The following is an 18,332-nucleotide window of genomic DNA, read 5'->3' on the forward strand; positions in this document are numbered from 1 at the left end:
AGGAGGGCAAACTGCGGATTGTTATATTTTGAAGCTGAAAAAAGACTTGGCGATGGTTCAGACGGCGGCGAAATTGCAGCTTTGTCTGCAGAGCGGGCGCTTATGCCGAGTATGGCGAACGACAGTATAGAGCCCAAAGCGGTCAAACAAACAGCGAAGCTGGAAGAATTCGCCTTCACACAACGATAAATTCAGCCTTTAGACGTTCTCTAGCTTGTTCAAGCAGTAGTTGCCGCCTGGACGTCTGTAGCAAGTTTTCCGGCAAGCGCCTTCATTCTCTCGACACGGTTCTCTTTGTCTGGCACGATTATGCCACGCAGTTTTTTCTTAACCATGCCAGACATTAGTTTGCCCATAATTTTGGACGAACTTGGCGTTGCAAACCTGATCTTGACCAGTGTCCCTTCCCCGACTTGGACCAGTTCGTTGGTCTCTAACATCGAAAGCCCCATAGGAAGGTTGTATTTGCCGGTCGCGTAGTCACCATGATGCCAGTCGACAATCTGAAATGGGAAAATGTCTTCGCCGTGATAGCAGTGATAGAGCGTTCCAGGTTCAATCTTGTTTTTGTTGGTATGGAACAGTTCGACCTTGTTGGCACCGAGCCATTCGGCACGCAACTCCGGCCGGGTGCAAATGGTAAAGGCTACGTCAGGCGAAACCGGCAGCGGAATGATCCATTCGTCAATGAGAAGGTTATCGGCTGCTTCCACAAACGTTCGCTCCGACAAGCGGCGACGGTCCCAAGCAGCACGCATGTCTCGCACGACATACTCAATCTCGCCGATGTGTTCGATGTCCTCGGTGTGGAATTCGGAGCTTTCGAAATAATCCACGAGATCCATTGCGCGAAGAGCTGCGCAAGAAATCAATGTGTACGCGGTCAAACCAGTGCGTTCTTTGACGCCATTTTTGAGAAGTCGAAATGCCGTGATCACATCCTGACCGGCTAATTCTTCACGATCTCCAGTCTTTTGAACGATACATTCACCGTGGTGTACAACGATTTTGAGTTCGAGACTGTCAACGGTTGAACATGCATCGCATGGGCATGATGTATTGATGAGCATCTTTTCTTTGGCATGTGCAAAGACGCAGTAGAGTTGCTCTGCAAAATCGAGGATGAACTGTTGCGAAACCACCTCGCTTTCCAATGCGTAAGCAAAGATGGCGTCACCTTGTAATCCTGAAACTGCCAATGGAGACCGGATCGAAGGGATCATGCTACCGAACAGTGCCTCCAGAATCCCTTTAGCATGTTCGATGGCTGTTTCGGACATAAATTTCGTGTAACCGGATATATCCGCAATTACGAAATACGCAGTTTTCACACTGTCGGCTGTTTTAGGCATAGCGTCTTTCCTGTCCTCAATGATCTTCATGCCGCCCGGCGCTGCTTTTCTTGCTCTAACTCTGCTGATGTTTTGTTGCTTGGTGCAAGGGAATTCATGCGAATATGATTACGGAACTAAGGAACAGATTGATGCTATAGGTTTCAGGTCTATGCTTTACTGACTTGTATTTTGCTGTCATCCACTGTGTCTTCCATTTGGTCGGCCAAAACTCGATGGTGGCTTTTTGTCTCGCTATACCGGCGAATGTATGTGTCGACTCCGCGTATAATGTTACAAGCACCGTGCGAAATTTTAGTATTGGGAGAAACCCGAGTTACTTACCGCTTGGGAAAACGAAGTTCAGCGCATTTGGTTTAATTGAAACCTCAAAGCGTTGATCAATCATCGGCTCGCCGTCCAAATTCATATGAAACGGCTGGGAGGTTTCCAAAACCATAGATCTCAGACGAGAGCGCTGTACAACACCATCCTTGGGATCCGAAATATCCGGCAATCTGCCAAAAGGCAGGTTTTCTGGCATTAATCGATCTGTGGAGAGCACGCTTAAATCGAGTAAGCCGTCGGACACCTCCGCTTCAGGCGCCACGTCAAAACCGCCACCCGCATAGCGACTGTTCGCAATCGCGATTGCGGAAATGGAAACGTCATACGGGTCTTCATCATCAATTGAGATTTTTGCGGGAACAGATTTTGCATCAGATAAACGAGCAAGCCCAAACAGCGTATATGCAAGCCCACCAAGTCTTTTCTTCATTTCCTTGGGAGTTGTTGCGGTGATCATCGCTCCAAAACCGCCGCTGGCAACATTCACAAACGGTCTGCCGTTTATGTATCCGACATCGATAGGCCGCGCGTCTCTCGATGCTGCAATTCGAACAGATGTTGCCAAGTCCAACCCCTTATCACCATACGACCGGGCGAAATCGTTAGCCGTCCCTAAAGGAACAAGACCTATCGAGACAGGCGACTTCAACTTCAAAACAGCACTCGCGACCGAGTTCAAAGTGCCGTCACCACCGCCAGCAATTATCCGTGTTGCCCCATCGCCCACGGCTTCTCGAAGTGTCTTCTTCAAGTCTTTTCCTGACCAAGGAATACACACCCTGATACCAAGCTCTTTTTCTAGTGGTCGTACAGCAGCACGCAGATCGGGTCTTGCTGCTGACTTTCTGTTGAGAACTAGCAGGGTACATTTAGCCATGGTTCTAGCATAAAGCTCTCGAACGTTGGGGCAACTGCTTAGCAAGTTCAAAAAGCAGAGGCGCTCAGGAAACTGAGATTCTTTGTGCCAGCCAATAGTCTGCTTTGTCCGCATAGTGGTCGTTCGTGAAAATTCGGCGAACGTCTGCACCGAGCCCTTAGCCGCCGTTCCGCCTTGCCGAGAATTTAAACCGAGGCGATACGTCGTGAAACGATCAAAAACTTCGAACTCTGCTTTGAAAGCCTATTATGCTTTTGATCTGATCTTAAGGTCACTGCGTATCTAAAATGTACATGTCGAGTTATTGCTGGGATGGGATTTTGATTGGCAACAAGCGAAGCTTTGTTAGCAAAATGGGGGAAGAGTTAATCGCCCTTATTCTTGGAAGCGCTCCAGACGCAATTCGCGCGGTTACTTGGCCGAAACGAGACAAGTGCAAAATTGTCAGCATAAACAATGCATGGAGAATTCGGGATGACTGGGACTACAGTGTGTATCCTGATGACTTTCCCACACAGTATAGACCTGACCGGAAGAGTCACGCTCAGAGGCTGATTGACTCATCAATATATGTTCCGGCAAACAATCAGTTTGGTGGCATTGTATATGCTGGTGCGACAATGGCATTCACGGCTGGATATTGGGCTCTCAGCGCACTGAAACCTACAGTCCTAGCCTACTTGGGCTGTGACATGGTCTACACAGGACGAAACACGCACTTCTATGGGCAAGGCACACCTGATCCTATTCGTGAAGACATTACTTTGTTATCTTTGGAAGCCAAATCAGCAAGGCTTATGACGATCGCTGCCCAACAGCACTGCGCATGCGTCAATCTCTCGGAAGAATTGGAAAGTCGTCTGCTTTTCCCAAGAGTCAGCCACACGGCGCTAAGCGGTGATTTGCCGCTAACCAACTATAGCGCGGAACTTTCCCGCAAAGCCCTAAGCCTGGAAAACGAGGCCGGTTACTTGATCCAGGATGGTAAGTATTGGGAGCACTACGCCTCCTTTGATCAAAACGTACTGGCGGAAATAGATCGACTGTGGCTGTCTGCCGTGGGAGTGTAATCGAGTCGTCAGTTGCCCTTTCAGCGAAGTGAATTTTGATTTTTCGACGTTAGCTCGCCATTGCAACAAAACTACACTGTTACCTAGTCACCTGATCTCCACCTCTGACACATGGCCAAAGTCGAAATAGATTTGCTGGCTGATAACATTCTTTATATTTAGGTGACCGCTTGGTCCGCAGAACGGTCACTAAGGCTGAACGCAGCGAAAGGCTGCTCTGAGCCCAGAGCGGACATTAATGTCATAGTGTTTGTGCTCCGTATGGTGGGGAATTCGTACTTCAGTCCAAATGTTTGAAAGCAAAAATCTCTACGGCTTCTTCAAACCCACGCATGGTTTGCGACCCAAGTGCAAGAGGCGTTTCGGAAACAAGCTTTTCAAAATCACTCGTTGCCAGCAAAGGCGCATCAAGCGACCGAGTTAAGTTTTCCAATCTGCTGACCAAAGCAACTGACGTACCTGTCACCGTGAAGTCCAATCGTTTTTCGGTTCCCACGTTGCCATAGATCGCTGAACCCATGTGTAGGCCAATTCCAAAATCGGTTTGGTAATCAGGCGCAATTTCTGCGCGCCTTTGAAACGCTTCTCGAGCAGCTGACAGGGCTGCCTCGCACATGTCTTCCGGCAAACGTCGGTGACCGTCAAACGGGAAAATCGCCAGCAAGCCATCACCTACAAATTTCAACACTTCTCCGCCGTGGTCGTGAACCGCTCCGGCAACGCATTCAAAGTAACGGTTGACGGCAGCAACATAGTCTTCCGGCGACAGGCGTTGGCTCAGAGCCGTTGACCCGTGCATGTCGCTGAATAGAAGGGCACAATCGATTTCCTGAACATCGCCACGTGATATCTGACCGTTCAAGACTGATTGACCGGAAATCCTGCCCAGATAAGCTTCCATTAATTCTGCTGCCAAAAACTGCTCTGTATAAACACGAACCGTGCCAAAAAGCGGTATGGACAGACGCGCAAGACCATCGATTTCTCGTTGCGTAAATCCAGAGCGCCTCTTTGTTGCAAAGGATACAGAAGCACCAAGCACCCACTCCGATCCATTTTCGAACGATACGGTGCGAGTGCCAAACGGAACGGACAATACGAGGTAGTCGGTGAAACCTGATGAAGCCAGTTTTTGGTATATCGGGTATTTATCCCGGATTGATTGGTTCGTCAGGTTGGCACGCAAAAGCGGCACCATTTCCAATTCGCCTACAAGGCCATCGGCCAGGTCCCAGATTTCGCGGTGAAAAAACCTGCTGGCCACTTGATCTGACAGTTTAGTGTTTTCGCCAAAGGGTGCACTGTCAAAAAGCTCATCCGTGATGGAACTGCGAGGCATGACAGTCCATTCAATACGATCGGTTGATATATCCCAAGTGGCATCGACCAAACCAATGACGGGATGCATCATGAGGCGACCCAGAGAGACCCGGGCAACTGGCACGCCGCCGTCGATCAGCCTGTGGCTCAGATGCTCGACCAGACCACCTACCTCGCCTTCGAAGAAGGCTAATTTCTGCAACCAATCTGAAATTCGGTCGAAAACATCCGGCATAATGCTCTCCTCAAAAAGCACTTTGGAGCAGCCCACCGCCTATGTCATTTTATTTATTGAAGCAAAACGTACGCTTTAGAGGGGCGAAACAATTGTCCACTTTGTCCGCTTGGCTGACACTTGTCGCGATTGAGCGAATGACGGCTCATAAGCGGCGCAGACTGGAAGGGCTGCGTCCTATCGCTCTCGATCCGATTTCGCCTTCATTGCACTGCGGACGAGCTTACCGAAAGCTCGATCTTTTTCCCGGCGTTCGGCCAGGCTGGCGGAGTTGAAGGCGTCCTCGGCCTGTAGCTTGCGCCAACGAGCGAGGCGCGCAGGGTCGAGGCTGCCGTCCTCCATGGCAGACAAGACGGCGCAGCCGGGCTCTGTTTCGTGCTGGCAGTCAGTGAAGCGGCAGCGCGCTGCCAGCGCTTCGATATCCTCAAAGACGTCGGCGATGCCTGTGGCCGCATCGGTCAGCTGTAGTTCACGCATGCCCGGCGTGTCGAGGACGAGGCAACCACTTGGGGTCACATGTAATTCCCGCGTGGTCGTGGTGTGCCGGCCTTTGGCATCGTCTTCTCGGATACCTTGGGTAGCGATGGCCCGAGTGCCAAGGAGTGCATTCGTCAGAGTGGACTTGCCGACGCCAGAAGAGCCAAGGAACGCGACTGTGCGGCCCGGTTTGCACCAGTCGGCCAGCGCCTTTTCCGGCTCTTTACCACGAGCTTCAAGCGCCACCACAGGTACTCGGTTCGACACTTTTTGTGCCTCTTCGATATAGTGCGTGGTGTAATCGGTAAGATCCGCCTTGGTCAGCACGATCACAGGCTCGATCCCAGCCTCAAAGGCGACCGCCACATAGCGTTCCAGTCGCGCCACATTCAAATCCAGATTGCAAGAAGTGACGACGAAAACCGTGTCAATATTCGCCGCGATCAGCTGTACCTCACGACTGGTGCCTGGCGCCCGGCGCTTAATAAGGCTCTTGCGCTCCAGCACACGGCTCGACCGAGGACGCGCGCGATCGAGTAGCAGCCAGTCGCCGACAGTAGCCTCCGGTCCTGGCGGACTCGTCTCGTTGATGCCGTCGCCCGCCACCTGCAACCCGCTGCGATGCACGGCGACAACGCGCACTGGAGGCGTCTCGGTCAATTCTCCGGCGTCGATCTGGCTGGCGAAGGCCGGGCCCCAGCCCAGGCGTTCCAACACCGTGGGCTCGCGGCGTGCGGGCGCTGCACCCGGCAAGAAGGCGGAGTAATCACGTACCATCGATCTAACAGGGCGTGTCGTGGCCGCAGGCGACCAGTCGCTGCCCGATTCCCTCGCCCTGGCGTTCTGAAGCGACGGCCAAGGGGGCAATCATGAAAAACGCGCGCGGGTCGCGTGCGTTGTTGCGACAGGTGAAGAAGATTCCGCCGTGGCGCGGGAGTGCGCGCCAGACTGCAAACGCCTTCTCCACCGCGAGGATATAGGCGCTACTCTCAGACCAGACCATGTCCCATAAGTGCTCGGGGGCCGAATTATAGACCATATCGACGTTCTGTGCCTCTTTTCGGTCGGCGAACCCAAATACGAAGATCCGCGACCTGAGCTGCTCCAAAGCGACTTCGGCTGTGTCTGTGTCGGTAATCCGTGTCTGAGTCACGTCGACCAACGTCATCGTCGCCATGCTAGGGTCACGTACGATTTCGAGGATTGTCTCAGGCTCACTGAGCGCCAATGTAAGCACCGGCGTGTCGCCTCGGCCGTTCCCGAGCCCCACCGGTTGGGGCCCGCGAAAATCTCCAGGAAGCCAGCCATGTTCGTGTTGGGCGCGACGCGTTCGACCTCTTCGTGCCAGTCTTTGAGGTTCGACTGTCCGAGCAGAGCTTCCAGAAGGTCGCGCGATTTGTGCTTCTCGGCAATTTCCGCGTCCATCACTGTGAATCACTGACCTGGCATATCGCGGTCGAGCTTGCCATCGAGACAAGCCCGACACTCCTGCTAGGTCAGCCTGCGTGGATGAAACTGCTGCATAGGCCGCAACCGCTAGTGGTCGACGTCCGAATAAACGCGACAACCGTTCGCCTTTCAGCAGCCCGGGCTTTTCGTAATTCGGTAGCGTGGTGCGCGACAGGCCCACGCTCTCCGCCGGTTCCGAAATCCGCACTGCCAATCACCTTTTCCGCTCAAACCGTTTCTCGATCGTAATGATTATTCTAAAGTGAGAAGCTACAGACAGGTCAAGCTCCTAATACGATTTAAGTCAGCTTTGTCCGTAGACCGGACCTAGACACGCCGCGAATGTAATGTCCGATATGGCGAGGAATGCTGCGTGCGCTTAGGCGCCCTTCTGACGAATGCGCTTTGCTATCTGCAGTGCCATTCTTCACCCTGTAAACACGGCAATCCCAGAGCAGGAGGTGTTATATAGCAGCGCTACAAGTTTAACCCTTCAATCCAAGTCGCAACCTCTGCGCCCGTCGCGTTCATGTGTGCTGCGTGAGTATAACCTGAAACCCGTTTGCGCGGCTTCAGATCGTGTTCTCCGTCTTCGAACCAGCTCATTTGAGTTGCTGATGAAAGCTCGTAGCTACTTACTTCATCCTTCTTGCCACACTGGTCCCGGGTTCCCTGACAGATCAGCGTTGGCGTTCGCAGACATTGCAGATGCTCCGTACGTAGCTTCTGGGGTTTGCCTGTGTGAAATGAAACATTCGAAATCTTTTCCTAACACCTACCGATAGGTATTTGGTCGCTCAGCTTCTCTTTGAAGGCTTGCGGAACGGTCTTGCTTCTCCGCCCTTGCCGTTTCTGTTTTTTGAACGAGATGCGTTGGAATCTTTGTTTTTAGCCTTGTGAAGCGCTTTTCGTGGCCTCAGAGATTTAGATGAGTCAGAGGCGTTCTTGTCACGTTTTTGCCCCTTCTTTCCCTTCGTGGCGGGCTGTGATTTTGCCGTTCCGTTCTCGCTTGTCCGCTGCGAGCGCAAAGCATTTGTCTGCTTTGGTTTGTCTTCTCTCGCTTGCCTATCCGATGTGCTTGCCGCGGGCTTTCTTCTGTCCTTTGGGCGTTCGGACGCAATCTGGGCATTTTGCTCTGAGCGTTTGGAGTTGCGCGCAGCATTTGGCGGTTTGCCTGAACGAGGCCTTTTGTTCTTGGCAGCGTCGTCCGACGAATGTGGTGCCGCAGGCGGTCCCTTAGGCGAGGCATCGAAATCTGGTGTGCCCGCCAGCTCAGTCAGCGTCGCACCTTGCTCTATGGTGAGCTCGGCACCCAACTCTTTTTTCATTGCAGGCACTGCATCATTGGCAATCTCGACAAAGGTCTCTTGATATTGAACGCGGATTGCGCCGATGGCGTCTTTGGACAAACCTGCATTGCGACAAAGCATGGGCAACAACCAACGCGGCTCTGCACGCTGTTTGCGCCCCAAGGAAAGTGAGAACCAGGTGCTTGGCCCAAACGCTGCGCGCGTATCAGATTTGCTTTTTTTAGTCTCTGACACCGTTCCCAGAATCTCCGGTGCTGAGTGGCGTTCTCGGTAGAGGCGCAAATAGGCTGCAGCGACCTGCTCCGGTGTTCTTCCGCTTAGCAGCCGTTCTGCAAAAGCCGTTTCCTCGATGCTTGGCAGCTCATCCAAGGCAGGATTGGAAATGATGCGCTCCTCTTCCCGAGCGAGCACCTCATCCGCTGAGGGAGGGACGCACCATTCGGCCTCCAACTTGGCCGTTTTCAGCAATCGTTGCGCCTTTGAGCGGTGCCGTCCCGGTACGATCAAGATGGACATTCCCTTGCGCCCGGCGCGGCCCGTGCGTCCAGAGCGATGTAGCAAAGTTTCGGCATTCGACGGTAGATCTGCATGGATCACCAACTCCAACCCCGGAAGATCAATACCACGGGCGGCCACGTCCGTCGCCACGCAGACCTGTGCACGCCTGTCACGTAAAGCCTGCATCGCGTTAGAGCGCTCTGTCTGGCTGAGCTCCCCTGACAGAGAGACAACAGAAAACCCCCGGTTTGAGAATTTTGCGGTCAAACGCGCAACCATGGATCGGGTATTCGCAAACACAATCGTCGTCTGCACGTCGTGGTAGCACAGCAAATTGATGATTGCTTTTTCGATATCTGACGGGGCTACGTTCAAGGCGCTATAGGTAATGTCCGAATGCTGTGCTTCTGCGTTTCCGACCTTGATCCGCTGCGCGTCTTCCTTCTGGTAAGTCTGGGCGAGCTTGGCGATGCCTCGCGGAACAGTGGCCGAGAACATCAAGGTGCGGCGGCTTTCAGGCGTTTGGTCAAGGATGTATTGAAGGTCTTCGGCGAACCCCATGTCCAACATTTCGTCGGCTTCGTCGAGAACGACAGTTCGTAGATCGCTCAGATCAATGACCCCACGCGAGATATGATCGCGCAGCCGTCCAGGTGTGCCGATCACGACATGCGCGCCGCGCTCCATCGTCCGGCGCTCAGTACGGGCATCCGTACCACCCACAGCCGACGCAGTAACGATCCCGGCCTCAGCAAACAGCCAGTCGAACTCTCGCCGGACTTGCAAGGCCAGTTCGCGTGTGGGCGCAATGACCATGGCCAGTGGCACAGCTGGTCGGTCAAATCGACCGTGTTTGTCGAGAAGCTCTTTCGCCATCGCCAGCCCGAAGCCTACGGTTTTGCCAGAACCGGTTTGTGCAGAGACAAGCAGATCTTTTCCCGCCAGCGCTTCATCTGACACAGCCTTTTGTACAGGCGTCAAGCCGCTGTAGCCTTTTTGGGAAAGTGCTATGGATAAGGTTTGCGGAAGGTCAGAGAAATCTTGCATGGGTCACCAAATGCCGGGAAAGACCTGGCGATAGTGGTATTTGGTGCAGATGTATAGCCCGTAAACTGCGTTTGAAAGAGAATGTGTCAATCACAGGAAATGGACTTTTTCACCCGCTCAACCGATGGCCGCTGTAAGAATTTTGATTGATTCAAATTCGAAACCGTATGTGTGCCGTTAGCATGCACTTGAACAAAGGCTTCATGGGTAGTGTTTTTTCAAGGAGGGGCGTTAGCCGTGCACTTGCTCGGCAATGAGTTCCGCGACAGACGGACCTGGTCCGACAAGTTCCAACACGTTGCGGTCGGGGTCGCGAATGAAAATGGTTTTGGTACCGCGGAAGTCGCGGCGCCCAGTGATGGCGATGCCGTTTGCGGTGACAAATTTCTCGGTTGCGTCGGCGTCTTTCACCTTCATCGCCAGATGGGTGATGCCCGGATATTTGGGCTTTTCATCCATTAGGATATTCTCGCCCGGCTTTGCTGTGGCGGGCCCCAGCAAGTTAATGTTGATGCCCGAGGGATGCAGCATCACCAACGGGTGGCCCTGATCGAAGCCGCCATCGGCAATCATCTCAAAGCCAAGTAGTTTGTAGAACGAGACGCTTTCATCCCGGTCGCTAATGCGAATTCCGATGTGGTCGAAGTTGCTGATCTCGATCATTGGGCAGGTCTCCTTGGTTCTTGCCAAGAAGATAGCTTTGTCCTATTTCGCAATTAATATCTCACTTGGACTATCATTTGTTCCATATGGATAAAGATAAAGACCTCTTTGACGGGATGTACCTGTTCTACGCCGTGGTTGAGCAACAAGGGCTAAGCGCCGCCGCACGCGTGCTTGGGCACACGCCCAGTCATGTCAGCAAAGAACTTGCGCGCCTTGAAACCAGACTGGGTGCCCGTTTGCTGAACCGGACAACCCGAAAGATTAGCCTGACGGAACCTGGCCAGACGTATTTTGAAAACGCCCGCAGGATCATAGAAGAAACCCGCTCGATCGAAGGCCGACTTCATGCCATCGGGGACAGACCTTACGGCGAATTGCGCATGAGCGTTCCGGTTGTCTTCGCTCATGGATGCCTGAACCATTGGTTGCCCGAATTTCTTGAACGCTATCCCGATGTCACTTTGAACATCGACGTCTCCGAGCGGCGCGCCGACATGATTGCCGACGGCATTGATCTATTGGTGCGGATCGGAGCATTGCGACCGTCGGATTTCATCACCCGCGAGTTGTTCAAGACCGAACGTCTTACTGTCGCCGCACCGTCGTACCTGGAGCGCAAGGGGCTGCCGACCCATCCGAGTGATCTGACCAACCACGATTTGATAGATTTCACAGCACATGGAGCTTCGAAGAGCTGGACATATCCCGGACAAAATTCTGAAACGATTAATGTTCCAATCGCTCCCAAGGTTCGCTGCAATGACGCGCAAACCGAAAAAGCACTTGCGCTTGGGGGTCTCGGCATTACGCGCCTCCCAGAACTTGCCTGCCAAAGGGAGATTTCGCGAGGCTTTTTAGTTCCGATCCTGGAAGAGTACAGCTCGCCACCCGCCGGAGTGAATGTTATCTATGCAAGCCGCTCAAATTTGCCGGCGAAGACCCGTGCAATGATTGACTTCTTGGCAGAAAAGAGTGGCAAGTACTCCCGTGACGGCGCCTAAATTTCGCTGCCCGAACGAACTCGTTGGCTTTGGCGCATTTTTTGAAAGCGGACTTTCAACGGAATTTGTCGAATGGCAACTTTGTACGCACTGTGGTCATTTAGACAGAACGCAGCGAACGTCTGTTTCGAGCCCATTTTGACCAATGCTGCGCGATGTCCTAATGACAGCAATGCGCAGAAAGCGGGCTTTGCAAAGTGCAGCAGACTGCTCATACCGAGCATTCTTTCCATGGGCTGCGTATGCGGCTATGAGCAGGATGCAGACTTCACAGTTGCGCTCCGAAAATTTGGGTCCTGATGGAGCTTTTTCTGTATCGTTTGATTGATCTTCCTTGATCGATAGGATGGGCTAAAATTCAAAACAGTTATGAGGTCCTAAATGTACAGGTGTTTTCTGACGACAATGGCTTTGTGTTGTGCAAGCGTTCTTCATGCCGCTGGTATGGAGCGTTGGGGTGAATCCGGGGACTGGACAATCCTGATTGATCCCGAAAAGGGAAACGGCTGTCTTGCGTGGAAACACTTTGAAGACGATATGACCGTTGAAATTGGCGCGGCGCCCAATCAGGCTGGTGGTTTTTTTGCCGCCTACAATCCAGTATGGGTGCAGATCGAGGACGGCGTAACAGGCATCGTAAAGTTCGACTTCGGTGATGCAAAATTCGAGGGCGAGGCGGTCGGTGTCTTCAAGAATGGAGTGCCCGGTGGTTACGCCTTTTTCGACAACCCGGCGTTTGTATCCGAATTTGGAAAACGCCAAAGCGTCACGATTATTGGTGAAAGTGGGGCCAGGGTGGAGCTTGATCTCAATGGGTCTGCAAAAGCCATTGAGACCGTTCTGGAGTGCCAGGCAGAACAGCCAAAACCGCTGGAGAATTAGGTATTATTGCAATTGATTGATGTCTGGCACACAGGGTTGCGTGTCGACAGGCATGGCATCAGCGCCTTCCGGGGCCTTGTTTCTCGACCGGCCCACATCAAGCTTGAACTACGGCGATGAAAGGTGGCCAGTCACGTCAAAGGGCCTTACGCTTCGGGATAGGTGTTTGCCGACGCGCCGCGGCTCCGCTCTTATCGCTATGCTATCGTTCAGCCAGTCCACTTGTCCCCTGGCCACCAATGAACCGGTCCCGTTTCAATGACTATGGAGTTTAAACCGACTCGCCCAGCCAGAATTTCTACCGGAGCAACCGCGCAAGTGATATCGGTGCAACCTTGTCTGAACTCTCCTGAAAACTGCCACGGGAAGATATTGTGACCCACTACGGCACTCGACGGAAGCATGTCTTTCAACTAGGCAGCGCCAGTTCGGGTCGACGAAAGCACCGAGAAAGTTCGAAGGATTCTGCGTGCTACGGGCTAAGTTGAGCTCATGACGAAAACCGCTTGGTGGAGGAATTAGGTTGCCAACTATGTTCGATGGAGGATTGCTATCTTGGAGTACAGCGTTGGCAATCTGTACATCAGCCGTACTCGTCGTACTGCTTGGCGATCAGGTTGTTGCGTTTGGTGGTATCGCCGCAGTCGCGGGTTTTTCCGCAGGTTTTCTCGGGTCTGTTTTTTCGAGTCCCGTTTCTAGCGTCAGAACATTTGTGATGGTGCTGATGTGCATACTAGTATGCACACTCTTCCCGCTTCAGTGGATCGCCTTTCTGTGCGGATTTTTCCTGATAAGCTGGGCCGCTTACGAGGGATGCAAGAACGGTGGATTTGCGACTGTACCCGCGCTAAACGGGTTACTCTTATACTTACTGATCCCGCCTGATGAGCGTATTGCCATTCTTGTTTTGGTGTTTTTCGCCGCGGCGATAGTCGGTAGTTTGCTCTGCGTTTGGCTGAACTTGGCTGGATCAGCAACACGGCCTCCGATGTCTTTTAAAGAAGCATTTTCTATCTGGTTATTCTTAATTGTCGGCATGAGTTTGACGTCGTTTCTTGCTCATGTAATCGGAAACCAAAAATCATATTGGCTTTCCTTGTTATTCGTTTTTCGGGTCTTGGCCCCGCTTCAAAAAGTGCCTGTCGCTGCATTGCGGTTTGGCGTTGGCGTGGCGCTTGGGTCTTTGGCAGCCCTATGTCTAGAGTTCAGCGGCTTGTCTCATCAAGCCTTATTGATCCTCGGTTTTGCTTCCGCTGTCATAGGCGTGCACAAAATAGGCGGCAACACGCTATGGACTGCCATGTACTTTACTATTGCCACTTTGTTGGTGACGGCGCCAACGATGGAGTTTGCGGTCTTCCGAATAGAAGCCGCGGCGATGATAGTTTTTGTAGTCGGAGCGCTATCTTTCCTGATCAGCTGGTGTTGGGAACGGATAGAAAGCCGTTCCGAAAACTAAATTTGCATAGCAGCAGAGAGTAAAACATCAGCCCCTAATTTTCCTGGAGACCTCCTGCCCAATATGCAGGGTGTGCTGTTTGGCTGCCATCAAAACACAGACGGCCACACACAGACCCCTTGTATTAAGCGGCCCGCCCTTATCTCTGGTTCGGCAGCTGTTAGTGATTTTGTTGATGTCCCGCTACCTTGACCTGATCCAATTAGCTAAGGCGAACGCTTAGGCACCATTGTTTTTGGAGGTTATCAAATGAAGAGGCTATTTCCATCCCTTCCCGAGGACGCAACACTTGGCAACGTCTTTCAAATGTTTCCGGGCAAGCTTTCACTCTGGTGCCAGTATGAGAGCCTCGTGATGCGAGGAGAGAGTGAGCTTTCCGCCTCCGAACGCGAGTTAATCGCTGCCTACGTTTCCGGATTGAATGCCTGCTCTTATTGTCACGAAGCGCATACAGTATTTGCCCGCGCTTATGGCATAATCTGTCGGCACTCTTTCGGAGTCTTTAAACTCAGAAGCGACGACAAGAATTTTGCCGTCGCTTAGCCATTCTGCGAAGTCACTTCAGGACTTCAGGTAGGTATTAAACCAATCAATAGTGCGATCCCAAGCTAGGTTTGCCATCTCCTCATCATAGCGCGGCGTGCTGTCGTTGTGAAAACCATGGTTGGCACCTTCGTAGATATAGGCCTCGTAAACCTTATTATTGGACTGCAGCGCGGTTTCGAAGTCTGGCCAGCCTGCGTTTATGCGTTCATCAAGCTCTCCCATCTGAATCAGCAACGGTGCCTGAATTTTAACTACATCCTCAGCTGATGGCTGCCGGCCATAGAATGGCACGCCGGCGGCCATTTCGGGGTAGGCAACGGCAATTGCGCTGACCACACCACCGCCATAGCAGAAACCTACAGCGCCAACTTTCCCAGTACAGTCTTCCCGGTTCAACAGGTATTCGAAGCCACTGAAGAAATCATTCATCAGCTCGACCCGGTCGACTGTCTTCTGCAGCTCGCGCCCATCCGCGTCGTTACCGGGGTATCCACCGACCGACGTCAGGCCGTCAGGAGCCAGTGCCATAAAGCCTGCTTTCGCCAATCTGCGCGCCACATCTTCGATGTAGGGATTCAGGCCGCGGTTTTCGTGTATCACGAGCACCCCGGGCAGAGGTTCTTCCACACCTGCGGGACGAACAAGGTAGCCACGGACATCACCCGTTCCGTTAGGAGAAGGGTAGGTTATGTAGTCCGCGTGGATATCGGGATCGTTGAACGACACCTGCTGTGCCAGCGCATAGTTCGGACTGAGTATGTTCAATAACGCGGCAGCTGTTAAGCCGCCAACCGCGAATTTTCCGGCGCGGTCTAGAAATTGGCGTTTGGTGATCTTTCCGTGCGCATAATAGTCGTACAGATCCAGAAGTTCCTGATCGAAGTCGTTTGCCGTCATGCGAGTCATGGTCAATCTCCTGATGAGGTGGCGGTTCAATCCGTGGGGCACTATCAGTTCAAAGGGTTATGGTTTGTTCGAGGTTCTAGGCAGGTCGGCTAAGACATTGCCGATGCGGATTCCTTTTTTGTGTGCTGATCGCGCAGAACGTTCTTTTGGACTTTTCCCATTGTGTTTCGTGGCAACTCTGGAACGAGTTCGTAGCGACGCGGATGTTTGAAGCGCGACAGCTTTTCCCTGATGGTTGATGCAATCTGATCCGTGTCGAGCTCTACGCCAGGCTCAGCAACCAGAGCGGCGATGATCTTTTCCCCGAAGTCGTTGTCTGGGATACCAAAAACCGCCGACTCCAAAACGCCGTCGATGTCGTTTAAAGCGTCTTCGATTTCTTTGGGGTAGACGTTGTAACCGCCGGTAATGATAAGGTCCTTTGACCGGCCCACAATCGACAGGTAACCATCCTCACTATATTGGCCCAAGTCGCCGGTGATGAAAAAACCATTTTTCCGCAAGTCATCGTCGGTTTTTTCGGGCATCTGCCAATAGCCTTTGAAAACATTGGGTCCGCGCACTTCGATCATTCCCACCTCGCCCTGGGGCAGCGGTACCCCAGTTTCGGGGTTGGTCACGATCACCTCGGTGCCGGGTAGCGCCATGCCAACCGTTCCCGCGCGGCGCTCACCACTATACGGATTAGAGGTGTTCATGTTTGTCTCGGTCATACCGTAGCGCTCAAGGATGCGGTGGCCGGTCCGCGCTTCGAACGCCATATGGGTTTCCGCCAGAAGAGGGGCTGAACCGGAAATGAACAGACGCATGTTCCCCGTGACCTCATCGGTGAATCCATCGTCCGCCAGCAATCTGGTGTAGAAAGTGGGGACGCCCATCAGAAGGGTCGCGCGCGGCAATTCATCCAAGATCACGCCAACATCGAATTTTCCCATTAACCGAACCGTTGCACCGGCGAGAAGCGATGTGTTCATCGCCACGAATAACCCGTGCGTGTGAAAAATCGGTAATGCGTGAACTAAGCGGTCGGCGTTGGTGATGTCCCACAAATCAACAAGCGTTTGAGCATTCGACAGCAGGTTCCGATGGCTGAGCATCGCACCCTTCGACCGGCCAGTGGTGCCTGATGTGTATAGAAGCGCCGCGAGGTCCTCTGGCCCGCGATCCACAGTTTCGAAAACACTGGGCTGTTCGTCCGCCGCGTGGCCTAGGCTTGAAGCTTCGCCGCCAAGGGTCAGCAGGTTTGCGCCATACCGGTCCGCCAATGTTTTGAATTCAGCTTCGTCGTTGCCGTCGCAGACGATCACCGCAGGCTGGGCGTCAGATGCGAAGTAGTCCAATTCTGCCATTGTGTAAGCAGTGTTTAGCGGCAAATAGACAGCACCCACCTGAACCGAAGCAGCATAGAGTGCAATCGTATCGGCTAACTTTGGGGTCTGCACAACGATGCGGTCGCCAGGAGAAACTCCGCTGTTCCGCAATACATGCGCGATCTGTGCGGCGCGTTTCAGAAACGCGTCATATGACAATACCTTTCCATCATCGAGTAGGAGGAACGGAACCTCGTTTCCAGCGTGGTGTGCAAACAAGCTGTCGTAGAGTGTGTTAGTCACGCTGTATTTTCCTTTGGTCTGGCCGCAAGTACTGCGGTTGAAGCCGCGCGCACGGAACGTGAGGTTTCGATTGTGGCGTGTGCCACAAATTCTTCGTGGTGACGTTCAGTCTTTTTCAGGTCATAGAGGTAATTGACCATTGCGCCGCCAGATTGGGATCGTCCGTTCTGCGACGGATCGGCCTCGGCATGCAGTTCGTGAAGCTCGGCGCCATTGCCCAGGTGAAAGCGGGCCACGGGATCTAGCGGCATCCCATCTTCGCGCTTGGCGAGCAACAGGTATCGGGCGGCCATCGCCCGCACGTCCTGCGGAGGGGCTGTTCCTGCAAGTACGGCTTCGGCAGCATGACCATGCTCGGGATGCCCCGTTTCGCCAGCCAACCATCGGTTCATCCCCGGTATCGGAGACAAGGTTACAAATGTGTCGAGGCCCGGAAGCTCTCGCGAGAGTTCCGTCACAACCTGTTTGATCAGCAGGTTTCCAAAGCTAATACCCGTTAGACCCCTCTGGCAGTTTGAAATTGAGTAGAATGCCGCAACTTTTGCCTGTTCGGGTTCGATCGGTTCTCGCACTTCGGACAAAAGCACATTAATCGCGTTCGGAGTCTCAGTCGTCAAAGCAACTTCGACAAAAATCAGCGGTTCATCCGGCATTGAGGGGTGAAAAAAAGCAAAACAGTGACGGTCGGGCGGGTAAAGCCTGCGCCGCAAGTCATCCAGATCGTTGATCTGATGGACCGCCTCATACTCAACGATCTTGTCCAGCACACGGGCTGGTGTATCCCAACTGATTTGTTTGAGGACAAGAAACCCCCGGTTGAACCAGCTTCGCAGCAAATGCACGAAATCTACATCTGTGCGCTTAAGTTCGGGGTCGGATTTGAGAAATCGCAACAGGTCAACGCGCATTGCCACAAGATCTTGCGTCGCGCCAGATGGTTGATTCAGCCGACGCAGCAATTCTTGCCGTTTGGGTTCGGCTGCCTCGCTAAGCCTTTTGTACAGATCGACGCTTCTATCTTTGGCATAGAGGCGCGCCGTCGCAGAAAGCTGATCCGCGTCGAACTCAAGCTGGTCATTCAAATAGACGAAGAAGTTCAGTTTTTCCGGGTCGTCCAAGGTCTGGTATCGATCCAGTATCGTTGATGCGAGCGCGAAGCCCGATACTTCACCTTCTGCAGACAAGAGAGCTTCACATAGCTCTGATATAGATCGCTTGTCATCCTTGCCCCGCTTCTTACCGGGGCGGTCGAACAACTGATCAAGCAGATCGCCCAGAAACCAGTTCCGCTGCATTC

General features: G+C 52.9%; 17 protein-coding genes. 6 read left to right on the forward strand and 11 right to left on the reverse strand.

The annotated features are described in order from the left end of the window. Positions 1-18: 18 nt before the first annotated feature. A complete protein-coding gene (locus RUESEDTHA_RS07650) occupies positions 19-189 on the forward strand; it encodes a hypothetical protein (RefSeq protein ID WP_180885793.1) in 171 nt (56 codons plus the stop codon). A gap of 29 nt (positions 190-218) precedes the next feature. On the opposite strand, the gene RUESEDTHA_RS07655 is transcribed toward RUESEDTHA_RS07650, so the two are convergent. Together RUESEDTHA_RS07655 and RUESEDTHA_RS07660 are read right to left on the reverse strand one after the other, a co-directional pair. Further along, complete coding sequence (locus tag RUESEDTHA_RS07655) at positions 219-1,382, reverse strand: DUF2652 domain-containing protein (RefSeq protein WP_219635833.1); 1,164 nt, start codon at positions 1,380-1,382, stop codon at positions 219-221. Positions 1,383-1,668: 286 nt separating this feature from the next. Beyond that, the gene (locus RUESEDTHA_RS07660; protein ID WP_370456769.1) at positions 1,669-2,670 is read right to left on the reverse strand and encodes a YegS/Rv2252/BmrU family lipid kinase; all 1,002 of its coding nucleotides are present in this window, start codon (positions 2,668-2,670) and stop codon (positions 1,669-1,671) included. A gap of 206 nt (positions 2,671-2,876) precedes the next feature. Between RUESEDTHA_RS07660 and RUESEDTHA_RS07665 the strand changes: the two genes are divergently transcribed. Beyond that, a complete protein-coding gene (locus RUESEDTHA_RS07665; protein ID WP_255431647.1) occupies positions 2,877-3,626 on the forward strand; it encodes a hypothetical protein in 750 nt (249 codons plus the stop codon). Between the two features lie 280 nt (positions 3,627-3,906). On the opposite strand, the gene RUESEDTHA_RS07670 is transcribed toward RUESEDTHA_RS07665, so the two are convergent. The 6 genes from RUESEDTHA_RS07670 to RUESEDTHA_RS07690 all read right to left on the reverse strand — a co-directional run bounded on the left by RUESEDTHA_RS07670 (position 3,907) and on the right by RUESEDTHA_RS07690 (position 10,625). Next, positions 3,907-5,181: an adenylate/guanylate cyclase domain-containing protein gene (locus tag RUESEDTHA_RS07670; protein WP_180885799.1), complete on the reverse strand. Its 1,275-nt coding sequence runs from the start codon at positions 5,179-5,181 to the stop codon at positions 3,907-3,909. Between the two features lie 177 nt (positions 5,182-5,358). Then, positions 5,359-6,435: a ribosome small subunit-dependent GTPase A gene (gene rsgA, locus RUESEDTHA_RS07675; protein ID WP_180885801.1), complete on the reverse strand. Its 1,077-nt coding sequence runs from the start codon at positions 6,433-6,435 to the stop codon at positions 5,359-5,361. A 4-nt stretch (positions 6,436-6,439) separates the two neighbouring features. Continuing rightward, positions 6,440-6,835 (reverse strand): hypothetical protein, encoded by a 396-nt coding sequence (locus RUESEDTHA_RS07680; protein ID WP_180885803.1) that lies wholly within the window; start codon positions 6,833-6,835, stop codon positions 6,440-6,442. Positions 6,836-7,584: 749 nt separating this feature from the next. Continuing rightward, positions 7,585-7,869: an alpha/beta family hydrolase gene (locus tag RUESEDTHA_RS21015; protein WP_370456774.1), complete on the reverse strand. Its 285-nt coding sequence runs from the start codon at positions 7,867-7,869 to the stop codon at positions 7,585-7,587. 35 nt (positions 7,870-7,904) lie between these two features. Beyond that, the gene (locus tag RUESEDTHA_RS07685) at positions 7,905-9,962 is read right to left on the reverse strand and encodes a DEAD/DEAH box helicase (RefSeq protein WP_180885805.1); all 2,058 of its coding nucleotides are present in this window, start codon (positions 9,960-9,962) and stop codon (positions 7,905-7,907) included. A gap of 231 nt (positions 9,963-10,193) precedes the next feature. Further along, on the reverse strand, positions 10,194-10,625 hold the full coding sequence (locus RUESEDTHA_RS07690) for a VOC family protein (protein ID WP_180885807.1): 432 nt from the start codon (positions 10,623-10,625) through the stop codon (positions 10,194-10,196). Positions 10,626-10,711: 86 nt separating this feature from the next. Here RUESEDTHA_RS07690 and RUESEDTHA_RS07695 point away from each other — a divergent pair, with 86 nt between their 5' ends. From RUESEDTHA_RS07695 to RUESEDTHA_RS07710, 4 genes are all read left to right on the forward strand, one after another. Continuing rightward, positions 10,712-11,629 (forward strand): LysR family transcriptional regulator, encoded by a 918-nt coding sequence (locus RUESEDTHA_RS07695; RefSeq protein WP_255431654.1) that lies wholly within the window; start codon positions 10,712-10,714, stop codon positions 11,627-11,629. Positions 11,630-12,166: 537 nt separating this feature from the next. Further along, positions 12,167-12,511, forward strand: a complete 345-nt coding sequence (locus RUESEDTHA_RS07700; RefSeq protein ID WP_255431648.1) for a hypothetical protein — start codon at positions 12,167-12,169, stop codon at positions 12,509-12,511. Positions 12,512-13,043: 532 nt separating this feature from the next. Further along, a complete protein-coding gene (locus tag RUESEDTHA_RS07705) occupies positions 13,044-13,970 on the forward strand; it encodes a hypothetical protein (protein WP_180885813.1) in 927 nt (308 codons plus the stop codon). Between the two features lie 306 nt (positions 13,971-14,276). Beyond that, positions 14,277-14,513 (forward strand): carboxymuconolactone decarboxylase family protein, encoded by a 237-nt coding sequence (locus RUESEDTHA_RS07710; RefSeq protein ID WP_255431655.1) that lies wholly within the window; start codon positions 14,277-14,279, stop codon positions 14,511-14,513. Positions 14,514-14,531: 18 nt separating this feature from the next. Here RUESEDTHA_RS07710 and yghX read toward each other — a convergent pair whose 3' ends face one another. From yghX to RUESEDTHA_RS07725, 3 genes are all read right to left on the reverse strand, one after another. After that, positions 14,532-15,422, reverse strand: a complete 891-nt coding sequence (gene yghX, locus RUESEDTHA_RS07715) for a YghX family hydrolase (RefSeq protein WP_180885816.1) — start codon at positions 15,420-15,422, stop codon at positions 14,532-14,534. Positions 15,423-15,511: 89 nt separating this feature from the next. Continuing rightward, positions 15,512-17,035: a malonyl-CoA synthase gene (locus RUESEDTHA_RS07720; RefSeq protein ID WP_180885818.1), complete on the reverse strand. Its 1,524-nt coding sequence runs from the start codon at positions 17,033-17,035 to the stop codon at positions 15,512-15,514. After that, on the reverse strand, positions 17,032-18,330 hold the full coding sequence (locus RUESEDTHA_RS07725) for a malonyl-CoA decarboxylase domain-containing protein (RefSeq protein ID WP_180885820.1): 1,299 nt from the start codon (positions 18,328-18,330) through the stop codon (positions 17,032-17,034). The genes RUESEDTHA_RS07720 and RUESEDTHA_RS07725 overlap by 4 nt, the downstream gene beginning before the upstream one ends. Between the last annotated feature and the right edge of the window lie 2 nt (positions 18,331-18,332).

This window comes from Ruegeria sp. THAF57 (genome assembly GCF_903914075.1).
Taxonomy (GTDB): Bacteria; Pseudomonadota; Alphaproteobacteria; order Rhodobacterales; family Rhodobacteraceae; genus Ruegeria.

Bases quoted from the DNA above. Each gene is read 5' to 3' on its own strand.
- RUESEDTHA_RS07660 (WP_370456769.1), bottom strand. From the start codon at position 2,670: ATGCGGACAAAGCAGACTATTGGCTGGCACAAAGAATCTCAGTTTCCT.
- RUESEDTHA_RS07700 (WP_255431648.1), top strand. From the start codon at position 12,167: ATGACCGTTGAAATTGGCGCGGCGCCCAATCAGGCTGGTGGTTTTTTT.
- RUESEDTHA_RS07725 (WP_180885820.1), bottom strand. From the start codon at position 18,330: ATGCAGCGGAACTGGTTTCTGGGCGATCTGCTTGATCAGTTGTTCGAC.
- RUESEDTHA_RS07685 (WP_180885805.1), bottom strand. From the start codon at position 9,962: ATGCAAGATTTCTCTGACCTTCCGCAAACCTTATCCATAGCACTTTCC.
- RUESEDTHA_RS07680 (WP_180885803.1), bottom strand. From the start codon at position 6,835: ATGGCGACGATGACGTTGGTCGACGTGACTCAGACACGGATTACCGAC.
- RUESEDTHA_RS07655 (WP_219635833.1), bottom strand. From the start codon at position 1,382: ATGAAGATCATTGAGGACAGGAAAGACGCTATGCCTAAAACAGCCGAC.
- RUESEDTHA_RS07695 (WP_255431654.1), top strand. From the start codon at position 10,712: ATGGATAAAGATAAAGACCTCTTTGACGGGATGTACCTGTTCTACGCC.
- RUESEDTHA_RS07710 (WP_255431655.1), top strand. From the start codon at position 14,277: ATGTTTCCGGGCAAGCTTTCACTCTGGTGCCAGTATGAGAGCCTCGTG.
- RUESEDTHA_RS07670 (WP_180885799.1), bottom strand. From the start codon at position 5,181: ATGCCGGATGTTTTCGACCGAATTTCAGATTGGTTGCAGAAATTAGCC.
- RUESEDTHA_RS07705 (WP_180885813.1), top strand. From the start codon at position 13,044: ATGTTCGATGGAGGATTGCTATCTTGGAGTACAGCGTTGGCAATCTGT.
- RUESEDTHA_RS07690 (WP_180885807.1), bottom strand. From the start codon at position 10,625: ATGATCGAGATCAGCAACTTCGACCACATCGGAATTCGCATTAGCGAC.
- rsgA (WP_180885801.1), bottom strand. From the start codon at position 6,435: ATGGTACGTGATTACTCCGCCTTCTTGCCGGGTGCAGCGCCCGCACGC.
- yghX (WP_180885816.1), bottom strand. From the start codon at position 15,422: ATGACTCGCATGACGGCAAACGACTTCGATCAGGAACTTCTGGATCTG.